This is a genomic window from Kitasatospora sp. P5_F3, assembly GCF_054049135.1.
Genome location: NZ_JBFUMY010000004.1, coordinates 107,101 through 124,413, shown reverse-complemented (window position 1 = coordinate 124,413; position 17,313 = coordinate 107,101). Strand labels below are relative to the sequence as shown.

Sequence of the window (17,313 nt, the reverse complement as noted above, 5' to 3'; positions counted from 1 at the left end):
CCGACGACGGCTACTTGACGGTGATCTGGGTGTAGACCGGGACGCTGAACGGGTTGAGCATCACGTTGTCGACCTTGGAGGACCAGCCGACGGTGCCGTTCTGGTACCAGAGCGGGATCGCCGGCAGGTCCGTCGCCAGCAGTTTCTCCGCGTCCTGGAACTGGCCCACCGCCGCGGACTGGTTCGCGTTCCCGTTGGCCTGATTCACCAGGTTGTCGAACTGCGAGCTGCTGTACCCGGAGTCGTTGGAGGACGCGCCGGTGTAGTACACGGGCTGGAGGAAGTTCTGGATCAGCGGGTAGTCCATCTGCCAGCCGGTGCGGAACATGCCGGTCATCTTCTTGGTGGTCACCTGGTTGCGGAAGTCCGCGAAGGTGCCGATCGGGTTGCCGACGCAGGCCGTGGTGTTGCCCATCGCGTTGTTGATGCTGTTGCAGACCGCATCGACCCACTCCTTGTGCGGACCGTCGGCGTTGTAGCTGACGGTCAGCTGGCCGCCGGGGATGCCGCCGCCCTGCTCGATCAGCTGCTTGGCCTTCTGCGGGTTGTAGGTGCAGACGTCACCGCAGAGGCCTTCCTTGTAGCCGCCCGCGGCGCCGAGCACCGGCGAGGTCCAGTCGGTGGCGGGGGTCCGGGTGTTGTTGAAGACCACCTTGGTGATGGTGGGCCGGTCGATCGCCATGGAGATCCCCTGCCGGACCATCTGGGCGCCCGGGGTGCTCCAGTTCGCCTGGTACAGCGGGAAGGAGACGGTCTGGATGATGCCCGCGGGGGTGTTGAGGAACCGGCCGCTCAGGTCGCTCTCGACGGTCTTCAGCGCGGCGTTCGGCAGGCCGTTGTCGACGTCCAGGTTGCCCGCCTGGAGGTCGGCGTAGGCGGCGTTGGTGTCGGTGTAGACCTTGAGGTCGATGCCGCCGTTCTTGGGCTTGTCGGAACCGCTGTAGTTCGCGAAGGGCCGCAGTTGCATCGACTGGCTCTTCGTCCACGAGCTGATCGCGTACGGGCCGTTGCCGATCGGCTTGTTCAGGTACGCCGCGTGGTCGGAGAAGAAGCTCGCCGGCAGCGGGTAGAACGCCGAGTAGCCGAGGGTCGCCGGCCAGGTGGAGAACTTCTGGGTCAGCGCGACGGTGAAGGTGTTGTCGTCGACGACCTTCAGTCCGGACATGGTCTGCGCCTTCGGGGCGCCGGAAGACGGCGCCACGTCGGTGTAGCCCTGGATGTACGAGAAGAAGCTGCTGTTCAGCTGCTTGTTGGTGGAGAGCGCGCCGTAGTTCCAGGCATCGACGTAGGACTTGGCGGTCACCTGGGTACCGTCGCTGAAGTTCCAGCCCGGGTTGAGCTTGACGGTCCAGTTCTGCTGGTCGTCCGAGGTGATCGACTGGGCGTTGGCGTTGCTGGGCGCGCTGGTCTTGGGGTCGTAGACGACCAGACCGGTGAAGATCATGTTGAGCACGGCGCCACCGTTGACCTCATTGGTGTTCACCGGCTCGAGCGGGTTCTGCGGGTCGCCCCACCATGCCGTGACGATGCCGGACGAGCTTCCTCCCCCGCCTCCTCCCCCGTCGCTGCCACACCCGGTGGCCATGAGGGCCGCACTTGTCACGAAAATCAGGGCCCAGCGGGTTCTGGTGGCTGCGGGCATCGAGGGCTCCTCCTCAGAAGGTCTGTGACGCATCACACCCCATTCGACGGGCAGCAGCCCGACGGCGCGACCGTGGTACGGCCGGATGGGTGGAGGCCACAACGCCGACGGCCCCACCGCCGAAGCTGTGGGGCCGTCAGACTGAGGTGGCGTCAGACCGTGCTGAGCACCCGCTCGGCAGCGAAGTGACAGGCCGACTCGTGCGCCGCCGCACCGTCCAGGGACGGCACCGCGAGCAGCGGGAGCTCGGTGGAGCAGCGCTCCTCCGCCTTCCAGCACCGGGTGCGGAAGCGGCAGCCGCTCGGCGGGTTGGCCGGCGACGGGATGTCGCCCACCAGCACGATCCGGTCGCGGGTCGCCCGCGCGGTCGGGTCGGGCACCGGCACCGCGGAGAGCAGTGCCTGGGTGTACGGGTGGGTGGCGTGCTCGTAGATCTCCTCGTCGGTGCCGATCTCGACCATCTTGCCGAGGTACATCACGCCGACCCGGTCGGAGATGTGCCGGACGATCGAGAGGTCGTGCGCGATGAACATGTACGACAGATCGAAGTCGGTCTGGAGCTGCTCCAGCAGGTTGATCACCTGGGCCTGCACCGAGACGTCCAGCGCGGAGACCGGCTCGTCGCAGATGATGATCTCGGGCTTGAGCGCGAGGCCACGGGCGATGCCGATCCGCTGGCGCTGGCCGCCGGAGAACTGGTGCGGGTACCGGTTGATGTACTCCGGGTTGAGACCCACGACGTCGAGCAGGTCCTGAACCGCCTTGCGGCGGTCGCCCTTCGGCGCCACCTCCGGGTGGATCTCGTACGGCTCGCCGATGATGTCGCCCACCGTCATCCGGGGGTTCAGCGAGGTGTACGGGTCCTGGAAGACCATCTGGATGTTCCGGCGGACGGCCTTCAGCGCGGCGCCCGAGAGCTTGGAGATGTCCTCGCCCTTGTAGAGCACCTGGCCTGCGGTGGCCCGCTCCAGGTTCATCAGCACCTTGGCCAGGGTGGACTTGCCACAGCCCGACTCGCCGACGATGCCCAGGGTCTCACCGCGCATCAGCTCGAAGGAGATGCCGTCGACCGCCTTGACCGCGCCGATCTGCTTCTTGAAGAGGACGCCCTGGCTGAGCGGGTAGTGCTTGACCAGGTCCTTGACCTCCAGGATGGGCTCAGCCATGGAGGGTCTCCTTCCAGAGGTGGCAGGCGCTCTTCCGGCCGGCGAGCTCGGCGCCGTCCCGGTCGAGCACCTGGTGCAGCGCGGGGATCTCGGTGCGGCACAGGTCGGTGGCCTTGTCGCAGCGCGGGTTGAAGGCGCAACCGGCGGGCACCTTCAGCAGGTTGGGCGGCAGGCCCTGGATCGCGTAGAGCTCCTGGCCCTTCTGGTCCAACCGCGGGATCGAGCGGAGCAGGCCCTCGGTGTACGGGTGCGCCGGGTTGGCGTACAGCTCGTGCACCGGGGCGGTCTCGACGATCCGGCCGGCGTACATCACGGCGATCTTGTCCGCCACGTCGGCGACCACGCCGAGGTCGTGGGTGATCAGGATCAGACCCATGTGGTACTCGGCCTGAAGCTCCGCCAGCAGGTCCATCACCTGGGCCTGGACGGTGACGTCCAGCGCGGTGGTGGGCTCGTCCGCGATGATCAGGTCGGGCTCGAGAGCCAGCGCCATCGCGATCATGATGCGCTGCCGCATACCGCCGGAGAACTGGTGCGGGTAGTCGCCGACCCGCTGCTTCGCGGCGGGGATCCGGACCCGGTCCATCAGCTCGATGGCCTTGGCCTTGGCCTCCTTGCGGGAGGCGCCCTCGTGCACCCGGAACATCTCGCCGAGCTGGTAGCCCACGCTGAGCACCGGGTTGAGCGAGGAGAGCGCGTCCTGGAAGATCATCGCGATCTTCCGGCCGCGCAGCTTCCGGCGCTCCTCGTTGCTCATCTTGAGCATGTCCTGGCCGCGGAACAGGATCTCCCCGGAGGTGATCCGGCCCGGCGGCATGTCCAGGATGCCCATGATGGTCTGCGCGGTGACGGACTTGCCGGAGCCGGACTCACCCAGCACAGCAAGCGTCTCGCCCGCGCTGACGCTGTAGTTGACGCCGTTGACGGCCTTGGCGATGCCGTCCTTGGTCTTGAACTCGACGTGCAGGTCCCGGACTTCGAGCAGCGGGGTGCCCGGGACGAGGCGGTCGGTCGCCTGAGCCTTCTCGATCACAGTGGTCATGGTGCCTACCGCCTCTCAGCGCAGCTTCGGGTCGAGGGCGTCACGCACGGCGTCGCCCATCATGATGAAGGCCAGCACCGTGAGGCTGAGCATCCCGGCCGGGAAGAACAGCGCGAACGGGGCGGTGCGGATCACCTTCTGGGCCGAGTTGATGTCGATGCCCCAGGAGATGGTCGGGTCCTGCAGACCGATACCCAGGAAGCTCAGCGTCGCCTCGGTGGCGATGTAGCCGCCCAGCGCGATGGTGGCGACCACGATCACCGGGGCGATCGCGTTCGGCAGGATGTGCTTGAGCATGATCCGGCCGGTACCGGCGCCGAGCGCCTTGGCGGCGGTGACGTAGTCGGCCTGCTTCACGGTGATCACCGCGCCGCGCATGACGCGGGTCATCTGGGTCCAGCCGAGGGCGACCAGCGCGAAGACCACGCTCCAGATGGTGCGCACCGAGAAGGCGTTGAGCACGACCAGGGCGCCGAGCAGCAGCGGGATACCGAAGAAGATGTCGGTGATCCGGGAGATCACCGCGTCCACCCAGCCGCCGAAGTACCCGGCCAGCATGCCCGCCACGCCACCGAGGAGGGTCACACCGGTGGTGACACAGATGCCGACCACGACCGAGGCGCGGGCACCGTAGATCACCCGGGCGTAGATCGAGCGGCCCTGACCGTCGTAGCCGAACCAGTCGACCTGGAAGAGGTGGCTGTAGTTCGGCGGGGTCAGGTAGTGGTTGCGCAGGTCGCCGGCGCGCGGGTCCACCGAGGTGAACAGGCTCGGCGCGATGGCGATGGCGATCAGCAGCACGATCAGTACCGCGGAGATCACGAAGATCGGGCGCTTGCGCAGGTCGTGCCAAGCGTCCAGACCGAGGCTACGAGCCTTCTCCGGCTTGGACTCCGCCGTACCGGCCGCGCGCTGCGCGGGGATCTCGGTGGTCTTCTTCTCGATCAGGTCAGGCATACCGGATCCTCGGGTCCAGGACCGCGTAGAGCAGGTCGACGATCAGGCTGGCGGCGAGGTACACGAGCACCAGGACGACGACGAAACCGGAGACGGTCGCGCCCTCCTTGAGGTTGATCGCGTGGTACAGCTCGTTGCCGACGCCCTTGACGTTGAAGATGCCCTCGGTGACGATCGCGCCGCCCATCAGGGCGCCGAGGTCGGTACCCAGGAACGTGACCACCGGGATCATCGAGTTCCGCAGCAGGTGCGTACCGATCACCCTGCGCTTCGGCAGGCCCTTGGCCACCGCCGTACGCATGTAGTCGGCCTTGATGTTCTCCACGATCGAGGTCCGGCTGAGCCGGGCGACATACGCCAGCGAGAGCGAGCCGAGCACGATGGCGGGCAGCAGCAACTGCCCCAGGTTCATTGAGTCCTGGACGGTCGCGGTGGTCCAGTTCAACTGGATGGCGAAGAAGTTCTGGACGATGAAACCGAGCACTGGCACCGGGATGGAGATCAGCAGCAGTGTGAAGACCAGCGAGCCCTTGTCGAAGGTCTTGCCGCGCTTGAGCCCCGCGAACAGACCGATCGTCACACCGACGACGATCTCGATCGCGAACGCCAGCAGCGCCAGGCGAATCGTCACCGGCATGGCTGCGGAGATCTTGTCGATCACCGGGCGGCCGTCCATCGCCTTACCGAAGTCACCTGTGAACAGGTTGCCCATGTAGTCGATGTACTGCTTGATCAGCGGCTGGTCGAGACCCCGCTCGTGCTTGAACGCGGCGAGCTGGGCCGGGTCCGGCGCCTTGTCTCCCCACATCGCGGCGACCGGGTCACCGGGGAGCAGGTGCACCATGCAGAAGATCAGGGTGACCGTGCCCACGAAGACCGGGATCATTTGGAGCAGTCGCCTCGCGACAAAGCGCCCCATCGTGCCTCCAATTAGTGCTCTGACGGGCCGTCATCCCGATTTCAGAGGTTCGGCGTGACAACGGCCGGTGCCGATCCGCCCTTGTGAGGCGGGCAGGGCACCGGCCGTGTCGGTTCAAGCCGTGCGGTGCGGGCTTGACTTACTTCTTGACCTCGACCTGGGTGAACACCGGGTCGCCGAACGAGTCGTACTTGACGTTCTGGACCTTCTTCGAGAAGCCAGCGGTCGTCTTGTAGTACCAGAGCGGGATGGCCGGCATGTCCTTGGCCAGCTGGGCCTCGGCCTGCTGGTACAGCTCGGCGGTCTTCTCGACCGAGGTCGCCTTGTCCGCCTCGGCGGCGAACTTGTCGAAGTCGGCGCTGGAGTAGCCGGCGTCGTTGGCCGCGGCACCGGTGCCGTAGACGTCACGCAGGAAGTTGGCGTTCAGGGGGTAGTCCTGCACCCAGCCGGTCCGCATCATGCTCGGGACCTGCTTCTTCTTGATGACGTCGCGAGCGGTCTTGAAGTCCGGCTTCGCGTCACCGACACACTCCACGCCGGTGGCCTGGCGGATGGAGTTGCAGACCGCGTCCACCCACTCCTTGTGGCCGCCATCGGCGTTGTACGTGATGGTCACCTTGTTGTTCGGGACGCCGCCGCCCTCGGTCACCAGCTGCTTGGCCTTGGCCGGGTCGTACTTGCAGAACTCGCCGCAGGTGCCGGCCTTGTAGCCCATGGCACCCGGGGCGACCCAGCTGTCGGCGGCCTGGCGCGAACCGTTCAGCACCGTCTTGGTGATGGTGTCGCGGTCGATCGCCATGGAGAGGCCCTGACGGACCTTCGCCTTGTCGACGCCCTTCCAGCCGTCCTGGTACATCGCGAACGAGATGTTCTGGATGGCGCCCTGGGCCTGGTCGACCGCGCGGTCGCCCAGGTCGTTCTTGTACGAGGCCAGGTCGGCCGGGTCGACCTGGTCGAGCACGTCCAGGTTGTCGGAGACCAGGTCCTTGTAAGCGGCCTCGGCCTGCGAGTAGTTCTTGAAGACGATGCCGCCGTTCTTCGGCTTGTCCGTCCCCGCGTACTTGTCGAACGAGGCCACGGTGATGGCCTGGTTGTGCTCCCACGAGACGAACTTGTAGGGGCCGTTGCCGACCGGCTTCTGGCCGAAGGCCGCCGGGTCGGTGAAGAACGCCTTCGGCAGCGGCGAGAAGGCCGTGTAGCCGAGCTTGTACTGGAAGTACGAGACCGGACCGGTCAGCGCGATGGTGAAGTGCGTGTCGTCCACGACCTTCAGACCGGACATCTTGTCCGTGGTCGGGTCGCCCTTCTCCGGGTGCACCGCGTCGTAGCCGGCGATGTCGGAGAACCAGTCGGAGTTGATCTGGTTGTTCTTGGTGTTGGCGGCCCAGTTCCACGCGTCGACGAAGGACGCGGCGGTCACCGGGGTGCCGTCGTGGAAGGTCCAGCCGGACTTCAGGGTGACGGTGTAGTTCTGCGCGTCGGTGGTCTCGATCTTGTCGGCGACCTGGTTGCGCAGCTGCCCGTTGGCGGGGTCGTAGTCGACCAGACCCTTGAACAGGGTCTTGATGATGCGACCGCCACCGACCTCCATGGCGTTCGCGGGCTGCAGCGGGTTCTGCGGCTCGGTGCTCTGGTAGCTGAACGTCCCGGCTGCGTTGGCCGCACCGCCCTCGCTGGACGAAGAACCGCTACCGCAAGCAGTGGCCGCAAGGGCGACCGCGACAGCTGCGACGACCCACTTGGCCTGGCTGGCACCGCGCATGGGTGTGCCTCCTGAATTCCTGTTGCAAACGGGGAGCGCACCGCGGGGGGGACTGACCGGCGTCGTCGCCGTGGGTCAGACGGTGCTTTCCTCGCTCAGGTTCGGCGCGCACCCCTGCGCAAACCTTTGACCCGAGCTCGATGCACCCACTATCCGTCACGCTCGGATACGAACCAGGCCATTACTGATCTCAATTTGGTCACATGAACGGACGCTGAGTTTCGAAAATCGGACATAGCAGACATACCCAGACAGGTACTAAACGGACAGTTGTCATGAATGACAGCTCGTCACGTCCGATTAACGAACATCTCCCCGAGGAGCTCGCTACGCGCGTTGACTGCGCAGCGTCACGAAAAAGCCCGGCCGGGCACCCCCAAGAAGGGTGCCCGGCCGGGCCGGTGGTGCAGCGTCAGTTCTTCTTGGCACGCGAGGCCGTACGGCCACGCTCCTTGGCGTCCAGGACGACCTTGCGGATACGCACGGTCTCCGGGGTCACCTCGATGCACTCGTCCTCGCGGCAGAACTCGAGGCTCTGCTCCAGCGAGAGCTTGCGCGGCGGCACCAGGTTCTCGGTGGTGTCGGAGGAAGCGGCACGCATGTTGGTGAGCTTCTTCTCCTTGGTGATGTTGATGTCCATGTCGTCCTGGCGCGAGTTCTCGCCGACGATCATGCCCTCGTACACCTCGGTGGTGGGCTCGACGAAGAGCGTGCCACGCTCCTGGATGCCCATCATCGCGAACGGCGTCACGACGCCCGCGCGGTCGGCCACCAGCGAACCGTTGTTGCGCATCCGGAGCTCGCCGACCCACGGCTCGTGGCCCTCGAAGATGGAGTGCGCGATACCCGTGCCACGGGTGTCGGTGAGGAACTGGGTACGGAAGCCGATCAGGCCACGCGCCGGGACGATGAACTCCATCCGGACCCAGCCGGAGCCGTGGTTCGTCATGGTCTCCATGCGGCCCTTGCGGGTCGCCATCAGCTGGGTGATGGCGCCGAGGTACTCCTCGGGGCTGTCGATGGTCATCCGCTCGACCGGCTCGTGCACCTTGCCGTTGACGATCTTGGTGACCACCTGCGGCTTGCCGACGGTGAGCTCGAACAGCTCCCGGCGCATGGTCTCGACCAGGATGGCGAGCGCCAGCTCACCACGGCCCTGGACCTCCCAGGCGTCCGGACGCTCGGTCGGCAGCACGCGGAGCGAGACGTTACCGATCAGCTCGCGGTCCAGGCGGTCCTTCACCATGCGGGCGGTGACCTTGTGGCCCTTGCCGCCCTTGCCGACCAGCGGCGAGGTGTTGGTGCCGATGACCATCGAGATGGCCGGCTCGTCCACCGTGATCAGCGGCAGCGCGATCGGGTTCTCCGGGTCGGCCAGGGTCTCGCCGATCATGATGTCCGGGATACCCGCGACGGCGCAGATGTCGCCGGGGCCGGCCACCTCGGCCGGCTTGCGGGTGAGCGCCTCGGTCATCAGCAGCTCGGTGATCTTGACGTTCTGGATCGAGCCGTCGCGCTTGATCCACGCGACCTGCTGGCCCTTGCGCAGCTCGCCCTGCTCGACACGGCAGAGCGCGATACGGCCGAGGAAGTTGTCGGCGTCCAGGTTGGTGACGTGCGCCTGGAGCGGGGCGGCCTCGTCGTACACCGGGGCCGGGACGTGCTCCAGGATGGTGGAGAAGAACGGCTCCAGCGAGTCGCTGTCCGGCGGCACGGTGCCGTTCTCCGGCTTGGTCATCGAGGCCACACCGTCACGCGCACAGGCGTAGACGATCGGGAACTCGATCTGGTCCTCGGTCGCGTCCAGGTCCAGGAAGAGGTCGTAGGTCTCGTTGATGACCTCGTCGATCCGGGAGTCCGGGCGGTCCGTCTTGTTGATGCAGAGGATGACCGGAAGCTTGGCGGTCAGTGCCTTGCGGAGCACGAAGCGGGTCTGCGGAAGCGGACCCTCGGACGCGTCGACCAGCAGCACGACGGCGTCGACCATGGACAGGCCGCGCTCGACCTCGCCACCGAAGTCGGCGTGGCCGGGGGTGTCGATGATGTTGATGGTGATCGGCGCGCCACCCTCCTTGGGGTGGTACTTCACCGCCGTGTTCTTCGCGAGAATGGTGATGCCCTTCTCGCGCTCCAGGTCATTGGAGTCCATCATCCGGTCGTCGAGGTGCTGGTGGGCGGCGAAAGCACCGGCCTGCTTCAGCATGGCGTCGACGAGGGTCGTCTTGCCGTGGTCGACGTGGGCGACGATGGCAACGTTACGAATGTCACTGCGCGTGGGCATGCTGAGCGAAATCTCCCGGATCGTGGGTTACGGCGCCCGGCTGCGTTCAGCGTTGATCAGCGTCTTCGCCGCGGGCGACCTGCGATCCGATTGATCGCTGCCACCCGTTCCGCCTGCTACTACCGGTCCACCCGCCGGGCACGACATGCCACGGCTTCCTCCTATGGTACGTGGAACCACCCAGCGCCACCGAAACGGGCAGGCCGGACGGGTTTCGCCGCCCTGCTGGGGCGTCAGCCGCGGCGGAAGCCGAGGTCCTGGAAGCGCGGCGCGGCGAAGCCGAAGGCGCCCGCGTTGGCCACCCCGGTACGGACCGCGACCAGGTCCGGGCGCTGGTAGAGCGGGACGGAGTGGGCCAGCTGCCAGATCCGGGCGTCGGCCTTCTGCAGCACCACCTGCCGGGCCGCCGGGTCGAGCTCGGCGTCCGCCTCGGCGAGCAGCTGGTCGATCTCCTCGCTGCCGGTCCTGGCGTAGTTGCGGCCGACCACCAGCAGACCGTCCGGTCCTGGCCGGGGCTTGCTGTAGCGGGCGGCCGCGCCGGTGGCGTCCGGGGTGGCCGGCCAGGAGAACAGGGCCAGGTCGTACTCGCCGGTGGCCAGGTGGTCGCGCAGGAAGCCCTCCGCCGGGACGGCCTGCGGGCGCAGCGTGATGCCCGCCTCGGCCAGGTTGGCGGTCAGCGCGTCGGCCGCGCGGCGGGCCCCGGCCGAACCCTCCGGGATCAGCAGGCCGAGGACCAGCTCCTTGCCGTCCTTGGCCCGGGCCGCGCCGCCGGTGTGCCAGCCGGCCCGGTCGAGCAGTTCGGCGGCGGAGGTCGCGCCGACGGCGGTGCTGTTGTCCTGGTAGCCGTCCTGACCCGCCATCAGCAGGTGGTGCCCGAGCGGTACCGCGGTCAGACCGAGCGGGGTGACCGCAGCCTCGGCGATCCGCTGCCGGTCGACCGCGCGGGCCACCGCCCGGCGGACGGCGGGGTCGGCGAGCGGGCCCCGGCTGCCGTTCAGGGTGAGCTGGGCGAAGGCCGGGGCGGCGGCCCGGTGCAGCTTCAGGCCCGGCAGCGCCTCGGCCCGGCGCAGCGCCTGGGCGGACGCCTCGGCGACGGCGGCCGCGTCGGGTGGGGCCGCGTTGGTCTTCGTGGCCGGGGTGGCGTGATCGACGGCGTCGGTGAGCGCGGCGATGTCCAGGGTGCCCTTGTCCAGGGCGTCCAGCCGTTCGGCGGCCGGGGTGGCCAGGAAGTCGATCGCCTCCGCCTTGGCGGGGTCGCCCCACCAGCGCGGGTTGCGGACCACGGTGGCCCGGCCGCCGGCCCGGTCGTACGTCTTCACGGTGAACGGGCCGGCCGACGGGGCGTTGGTCAGCGGCTGGTTGAAGGCAGCCGGGGTCGCGGTGGCGGCGGCCGGGTAGAGCGGGCTGAACAGCGTCCGCCAGCCGGCGTACGGCTGCTTGAAGGCGACCTTGACCTCGCGGTCGTCCGCGCCCTGGGTGACGGCGGCGATCGCGGCGTATCCCGCCGGGTGCCCGCTGCGGTAGGCCGGGTCGGCGCCGTCGCCCAGGGCGTGCCACTGGGCGGTGAAGTCGGCGGCGGTGATCGGGGTGCCGTCGGTCCAGACCGCCTGCGGGTTGAGGCGGTACGTCACCGTCTGCGGGCTCTGCCCGGCCGGGGTGGACTCGGCGGCGGTCAGGTAGTCCGGGTCCGCGGTGGGGCGGGCGTGGTCGTCCAGCCGGAACAGGTGCGGCAGCAGCGCCTCGGTGAGCAGCTCGGTGTCGGCGGTGGCCTCCGGCTGGTACACGTTGAGCGTCGCCGGGACCGCCTCCACCGCCCACCGCACCGTCCCACCGTCCCGGACCTGGTCACGGTCGACGGCGGTGACGTCGGACGCAGCCGGCTGGGCCGGCTGGTCCTCGGAGCAACCGGCCAGCGACACGGTCAGAACGGCAACGGCGAGAAGCTGACGGGCACGCATCCACCCACTGAACCGGTCACCACCGGTCTGCCCGGCCTGACACGGCGTCAGCCTGGCAGATGCCACTCGGATGCACTATCCCAGCCGTCTACGGTCCAGGGGCTCGGGGAACTGCGACGCCGACCTCGTAAAAGGTGATCCGCGCGTAGGTGGCCGGGCCTCTGCAAAAGGTCAGAGGGTCAGCTCGAACCAGACGATCTTGCCGTTCGGGGTACGGCGGCTGCCCCAGCGTTCGGCGAGCAGGCTGACCAGCTGGAGGCCGCGGCCGCCTTCGTCGGTCTCCTGGGCGCGGCGTTGGCGGGGCTGGGCGTAGCCGTCGTCCCAGACCTCGCAGACCACCGTGCGGTCCCGGAGCAGTCGCAGGCGGATGTCGCCGCGGCCGTGCCGGAGGGCGTTCGTGACCAGTTCGCTGACCAGCAGTTCGGTGGTGTCGACCAGCTCGTCCATGCCGCGGACCAGCAGCCAGGAGCAGGCGAGTTCGCGGGCCTTGGAGACCGAGGTGGGCTCGGAGGGGAGCTTCCAGTCGCCGACCGCGTCCTCGGGGAGCGGCTGGACCTTGGCCATCAGGAGGGCGATGTCGTCCTCGCCGTGATGCGGGATCAGCTCGTGCAGCACCTCGTCGCAGAGGCTCTCCAGCTCGCGGGAGCCGCCGGTGAGGGCGGTCCGGAAGGCCCGCAGGCCCTCGTCCAGCTGGTGCTTGCGGGACTCCACCAGGCCGTCGGTGTAGAGGCCGAGCACGGCGCCGTCCGGCAGCGTGACGGTGACCTCCTCGAAGGGCTCGCCACCGACGCCGAGCGGGAGCCCGGGCGGGACCTCGAGCATCAGGGCGGGCTCACCGGGGCTGAGCAGGACGGGTGGCAGGTGGCCGGCGTTGGCGAAGATGCAGCGCTGCTTGACCGCGTCGTAGACCGCGTAGACGCAGGTGGCGAGGTAGACCTCGGCCTCCTCGCCGGGGGCGGTGGTGTCGCCGCCGAGTCCGCGGGCGATCTCGTCCAGGGCGGTGAGCACCTCGGCCGGGTCGAGCTCGAGCAGGGCCAGGGTGCGGACGGCGGTGCGGAGTTGGCCCATCGCGACGGCGGCACGCAGGCCGCGGCCCATCACGTCGCCGATCACCAGGGCGGTCCGGCTGCCGGGCAGCGGGATGACGTCGAACCAGTCGCCGCCGACCTCGGTGTTGTTGTTGCTCGGGAGGTAGCGGCGGGCGATCTCCAGGCCGGTGGCGGCCGGGTTGCCCGGGGGGAGCAGGCTGCGCTGGAGGATCAGCGCCCGCTCGTGCTCGCGGCGGTAGAGCCGGGCGTTGTCGACGCAGACGGCGGCGCGGGCGACCAGCTCCTCGGCGATCGCCACGTCCCGGGCGTCGAAGGGTTCGCTGCCGATCGCGCGGGAGAGCTGGACCAGGCCGAGCACCTGGTCGCGGGCGACCAGCGGCACCACCAGGGTGGAACGCAGCAGCGGGTCGGGACCCGGCTGCGGGACCACGCTGCGGCCGGTGCGCAGCGCGCGGGCGTGCGGGGAGCGGCGGGGGTAACAGAGCGAGCCGCCGGCCTCGGCGACCGGGACTGCGCCCTCGGCGCCGAGCACGCTGGAGGCGCCGCCGACCACGCTGGAGACGGCCACCCGGCGCAGCTCGCCGGAGCCGTCCGAGGCGCCGGCCTGGCCGGAGACCGGTCCTGACTCGCCGGACAGCAGTGCGGTGTAGAGGTCGACGCTGGCCAGGTCGCAGAACTGCGGGACGATCACGTCGAGCAGTTCCTTGGCGGTGGTCTCCAGGTCGAGGGTGGAGCCGATGTGGGTGCTGGCCTCGTTCAGCAGCGCCAGGCTGCGCCGGACCCCGGCCGCCTCGCGCTCGGCGACATGACGACTCGTCACGTCGAGCACCTGGCCGGCCACGCCCATCGGGCGGCCGTTGGCGCTGTTCAGCCGGTACAGCGAGATCGCCCAGCGGCGGCCGCCGTCCCGGGCCGGCACCGTGGCGGTGCGCGGGACGGCACCGGTGAAGCGCAGGTCGAGCACCGGGCCGCCGCCCGCCAGCACCTTGCGCAGCGCGACCATCAGCCGGTCCGCCTCGCCGGGCAGGAACAGGTCGTACGGGTTGAGCCCGGGGAGTTCGTGGGTGGGCAGGCCGACGGCGGTGGCGAAGGCCGGGTTCACCCGCTGCAGGCGCAGCTCGGGGTCGAAGAGGAAGAAGCCGGTCGGGGTCTGCCCGAAGACCGCCTCGGAGGCGGCCAGGTCGGTCTCGATCCGGCGCAGCCGCCCGAGGTCGACGGCGAGGCAGGTGGCGCCCGGGGTGCCGCTGTCCGGCATCACGTACAGCTCGGCCAGGCCCTCGGCGCCGGTGGCGTCCCGGTACGGGGCGGTGCCGACCCACTCCTCGCCCGCGAGGATGCTCTCCAGCCGGACCCGGCCGCGCTGCCAGAGCTCGCGGGGGACGAAGGTGGTCACCGGGTCGGTGCCGACCGCCTCCTCGGCGGGGACGCCGAAGAACTCGGCCGCGCGGGCGCTCCACTGGGTGATCCGGCCGTCCGGGCCGATCGCGAAGGTGGCGACCCGGATGTAGTCGTAGATCGTCCCGGACTTGTCGTAGTCGCCCCAGTCGGCGGCCACGGCCGCCCGGAGATCAGGACCGCTCGGCTGCCCGGGCACGGCGACATGGCCGCTGCCGCTCGACGCTTTCCACGCCGGGATGCTGTTCAACGGTCCGATCCCCTCCAACCCGCGCCCATCCGGATGTCGAGAACACCGAGTATTCATCATCGGAGGGCAGGCGCACACGCCCCCAACATCACAACATCGACTCAGGACTCCACTTCCCTGCTCCTCCCTACCCGGAGGTGGCTGTTCGAACCACCGGGCGGGCCACAAGATCGCTGGTCGGCGCGCGCCGCTACTCGAGGTGGTCGTCCTCGGGGTCCAGCTCGAACCAGACCACCTTGCCCATGCCCTCGGCCCTGGCCCCCCAGCGCAGCGCCAGCCGGCGGACCAGCTCCAGACCCCGGCCGCCTTCGTCCGCCTCGGCGGCGTGCCGCTCGCGCGGCGGGTCGGGCAGCGGGTCGGAGATCTCCACCAGCAGCGTCTCGCCGAGGGTGAGCCGGACGCCGATCGGGGCGCTGGCGTACCGGACCGAGTTCGTGACCAGCTCGCTGACCAGCAACTCGGCGGTGTCGGTGAGGTGTTCGACCTCCCACTCGGCCAGCGTGCCGCGGACCAGCCGCCGGGCCCGGGAGACCGCGGTGGGCTCGGCGGGCAGCGTCCAGCCAGCCGTCGGAATGCCCGCCCGCCCGCGACCGAGCCGGGCCAGCAGCAGCGCCACGTCGTCGGGTTCGCGGCCCTGCTCCATGGTGTCCAGGACGGCCTCACAGGCCTGCTGGATCGAGGCGTACGGCTGCTCCAGCACGGTGAGCAGCCGCCCGAGGCCGACGTCCAGGTCCTTGTCCCTGGACTCCACCAGGCCGTCGGTGCAGAGCACCAGCAGACTGCCCTCGGGGATCTCCAGTTCGATCGACTCGAACGGGACGCCGCCGACGCCGAGCGGGGCCCCGGACGGCAGGTCGAGGATCTGGCCGACCCCGCCGGTCAGCGCGCTGCCGATCCTGGACGGCTCCTCCACCGGCTCCTTGGGCACGATCAGGATCGGCGGGATGTGGCCCGCCTTGGTCGCGGTCAGCCGCTGGGTGGACGGGTCGAAGACCGCGTACACGCAGGTGGCGAGCAGTGCTTCGTCCGGCCCGTGGGCCAGGTCGTCGGTCAGTTCGTGGACGTGCCGCAGCAGCACCTCGGGCGCCAGGTCGAGACCGGCCAGGGTGCGCACGGCGGTGCGCAGCCGCCCCATCGTGGCGGCGGCCCGCAGGCCGTGGCCCATCACGTCGCCGACCACCAGCGCCGTGCGGCCGTCCGGCAGCGGGATGACGTCGAACCAGTCGCCGCCGACCTCGGTGCCGCTGCTGCCGGGCACGTACCGGTAGGCGACCTCGATCCCGGCGGGCTGCGGGACCTGCTGCGGCAGCAGGGTGCGCTGGAGCGTCAGCGCGGCCGTGCGCTCCCGGGCGTACAACCTGGCGTTGTCCAGTGAGCTGCCTGCGCGGTCCGCGAGTTCGACGCTGAAGGCCAGGTCGTCCCGGTCGAAGCCCTCCCGGTACCCGGCCCGGCTGATCACCAGCAGACCGATCACGATCCCCCTGGCCCGCAGCGGGACCACCAGCCGGGAGTGCACGCCGAGGTCGTGGGCGGCCTGCACCTTGGGGTCACCTTCGTAGGTCAGGTCGCTCAACTCCTCGGGGCCGGAGAGCAGTTCGGGGATGCCGGTCCGGAGCGCCCGGCCGAAGGCGGAGTCGTCGGCGAAGGTGATCCTGGCGCCCCGACGGAGCATCACCTCGACCTCGGGGGCGTCCTGCACCGAGGCGGTGCCGAGCTGGAGCAGCGAGGTCCTGCGGTCGTGGCCGTGCCGGGGCAGGTCGTCGCCGTGCGCGACCGCCTGCAAGAGGATCACCGCCGCGTAGTCGGCCAGCCTGGGCACCACCGCACCGGCCAGCTCCTGGGCGATCCGGGCGGCGTCCAGCAGGTCGCCGACCCGGGAGCCGAACTCGTTGAGCAGCGAGAGCCTGCGCCTGGCGTGCTCGACCTTGGCCACCGCCCGGTACCGCTCGGTCACGTCCATCACGGTGCCGGAGATCCCGAGCACCCGGCCCGCCCGGTCGGTCATCCGGCTGTACGAGATCGACCGGAAGCCGGACCGCGCGGTCACCGGCGAGGCCAGCGTCACGTCGATCACCGGCTCCCCGGTGGCCAGCACCTGCCGCTGGATCGCGGTGATCTCGTCGGCGGCCCGCTCGGGCAGCGTCTCCCCGGTGGTCCGGCCGACGTGCTCCTCGGCCGGGACGCCGTTCATCTCGGCCAGCGTGTGGTTGACGGCGGTGTAGCGCAGCTCGGTGTCCAGGATCGCGATGCCCAGCGGGGACTGCTCGAACAGCGCGTCCCGGACCGCGAGATCGCGCTCCACCGCCCGCAGCGCACTGGCCTCCGCCAGCGCCACCTGCAGGAACGGGGTGCCGTCGCCGTCCACCAGCAGCGAGATCCTGGCCTCCACCCCGACCTCGCCGTCGTCCCGGTGCTGCAGCGAGGTGAAGCCCTGCCAGTGGCCGTTGCGCAGGGTCGCCTGGATCGCCGCCCTGACCCGGCCGACCAGCTCCTGATCGGCCATCAGCTCGTCGATCCGGCGGCCGACCAGCAGCTCGCTGGGCCACCCGAGCAGCTCCTCGGCGGCCGGGCTCCAGAGCACCACCCGGCCCGAGGTGTCCAGGATCGCGATGGCCACCTTCACCACGTCGAACAGGCTGCCCTCGGCGCGCTCGCCGAACGCCTCCACCGGGGATCTGTCCAGCCCCGGGTACGGGGCGGTCGGGCCGCCCCTGGCGCTCCCCGTCCGGGGTTCGGCGGACGGGCGCGGGGCCTGGGCTGCAGCGGGGTGCGCGGTGGGGGGTTTCGGTGTCAGCCGACGCAGGCGGGCCCGGGCCGAGGCGCTGCCGACCGACCTGGGCCGTGGGGTCGCACCCGCTCCGGCCACCGCTGGTCGCGGCCCCCGCCGGGAGG

Annotated in this window: 10 protein-coding genes; all 10 read right to left on the bottom strand. The window is 69.7% G+C overall.

What is annotated here, in order from left to right; translation table 11 throughout:
• Positions 1–10 precede the first annotated feature (10 nt).
• On the bottom strand, positions 11–1,642 hold the full coding sequence (locus tag ACXJMZ_RS03060; RefSeq protein ID WP_457028403.1) for a peptide ABC transporter substrate-binding protein: 1,632 nt from the start codon (positions 1,640–1,642) through the stop codon (positions 11–13).
• A gap of 152 nt (positions 1,643–1,794) precedes the next feature.
• The gene (locus ACXJMZ_RS03055; protein ID WP_457028402.1) at positions 1,795–2,808 is read right to left on the bottom strand and encodes an ABC transporter ATP-binding protein; all 1,014 of its coding nucleotides are present in this window, start codon (positions 2,806–2,808) and stop codon (positions 1,795–1,797) included.
• Positions 2,801–3,850 carry an ABC transporter ATP-binding protein gene (locus ACXJMZ_RS03050; RefSeq protein ID WP_457028401.1) on the bottom strand — a complete coding sequence of 350 codons (1,050 nt, stop codon included), beginning with the start codon at positions 3,848–3,850 and terminating at the stop codon, positions 2,801–2,803. Before ACXJMZ_RS03050 ends, ACXJMZ_RS03055 begins: the two co-directional genes overlap by 8 nt.
• Positions 3,851–3,865: 15 nt before the next feature.
• Complete coding sequence (locus ACXJMZ_RS03045) at positions 3,866–4,807, bottom strand: ABC transporter permease (protein WP_457028400.1); 942 nt, start codon at positions 4,805–4,807, stop codon at positions 3,866–3,868.
• Complete coding sequence (locus tag ACXJMZ_RS03040) at positions 4,800–5,726, bottom strand: ABC transporter permease (RefSeq protein ID WP_457028399.1); 927 nt, start codon at positions 5,724–5,726, stop codon at positions 4,800–4,802. Before ACXJMZ_RS03040 ends, ACXJMZ_RS03045 begins: the two co-directional genes overlap by 8 nt.
• A gap of 139 nt (positions 5,727–5,865) precedes the next feature.
• Complete coding sequence (locus ACXJMZ_RS03035) at positions 5,866–7,488, bottom strand: peptide ABC transporter substrate-binding protein (protein ID WP_457028398.1); 1,623 nt, start codon at positions 7,486–7,488, stop codon at positions 5,866–5,868.
• A 412-nt stretch (positions 7,489–7,900) separates the two neighbouring features.
• A complete protein-coding gene (gene typA, locus ACXJMZ_RS03030) occupies positions 7,901–9,769 on the bottom strand; it encodes a translational GTPase TypA (RefSeq protein ID WP_457028397.1) in 1,869 nt (622 codons plus the stop codon).
• Between the two features lie 233 nt (positions 9,770–10,002).
• Entirely contained in the window at positions 10,003–11,727 is a 1,725-nt protein-coding gene (locus tag ACXJMZ_RS03025; RefSeq protein WP_457028396.1) for an ABC transporter family substrate-binding protein, read from the bottom strand.
• A gap of 171 nt (positions 11,728–11,898) precedes the next feature.
• Positions 11,899–14,478, bottom strand: a complete 2,580-nt coding sequence (locus ACXJMZ_RS03020) for a SpoIIE family protein phosphatase (RefSeq protein WP_457028395.1) — start codon at positions 14,476–14,478, stop codon at positions 11,899–11,901.
• 133 nt (positions 14,479–14,611) lie between these two features.
• Positions 14,612–17,089, bottom strand: coding sequence for a SpoIIE family protein phosphatase (locus tag ACXJMZ_RS03015; RefSeq protein ID WP_457028394.1), 2,478 nt, complete (start codon positions 17,087–17,089; stop codon positions 14,612–14,614).
• Between the last annotated feature and the right edge of the window lie 224 nt (positions 17,090–17,313).

Bases quoted from the DNA above. Each gene is read 5' to 3' on its own strand.
- ACXJMZ_RS03060 (WP_457028403.1), bottom strand. From the start codon at position 1,642: ATGCCCGCAGCCACCAGAACCCGCTGGGCCCTGATTTTCGTGACAAGT.
- ACXJMZ_RS03055 (WP_457028402.1), bottom strand. From the start codon at position 2,808: ATGGCTGAGCCCATCCTGGAGGTCAAGGACCTGGTCAAGCACTACCCG.
- ACXJMZ_RS03050 (WP_457028401.1), bottom strand. From the start codon at position 3,850: ATGACCACTGTGATCGAGAAGGCTCAGGCGACCGACCGCCTCGTCCCG.
- ACXJMZ_RS03045 (WP_457028400.1), bottom strand. From the start codon at position 4,807: ATGCCTGACCTGATCGAGAAGAAGACCACCGAGATCCCCGCGCAGCGC.
- ACXJMZ_RS03040 (WP_457028399.1), bottom strand. From the start codon at position 5,726: ATGGGGCGCTTTGTCGCGAGGCGACTGCTCCAAATGATCCCGGTCTTC.
- ACXJMZ_RS03035 (WP_457028398.1), bottom strand. From the start codon at position 7,488: ATGCGCGGTGCCAGCCAGGCCAAGTGGGTCGTCGCAGCTGTCGCGGTC.
- typA (WP_457028397.1), bottom strand. From the start codon at position 9,769: ATGCCCACGCGCAGTGACATTCGTAACGTTGCCATCGTCGCCCACGTC.
- ACXJMZ_RS03025 (WP_457028396.1), bottom strand. From the start codon at position 11,727: ATGCGTGCCCGTCAGCTTCTCGCCGTTGCCGTTCTGACCGTGTCGCTG.
- ACXJMZ_RS03020 (WP_457028395.1), bottom strand. From the start codon at position 14,478: ATGAATACTCGGTGTTCTCGACATCCGGATGGGCGCGGGTTGGAGGGG.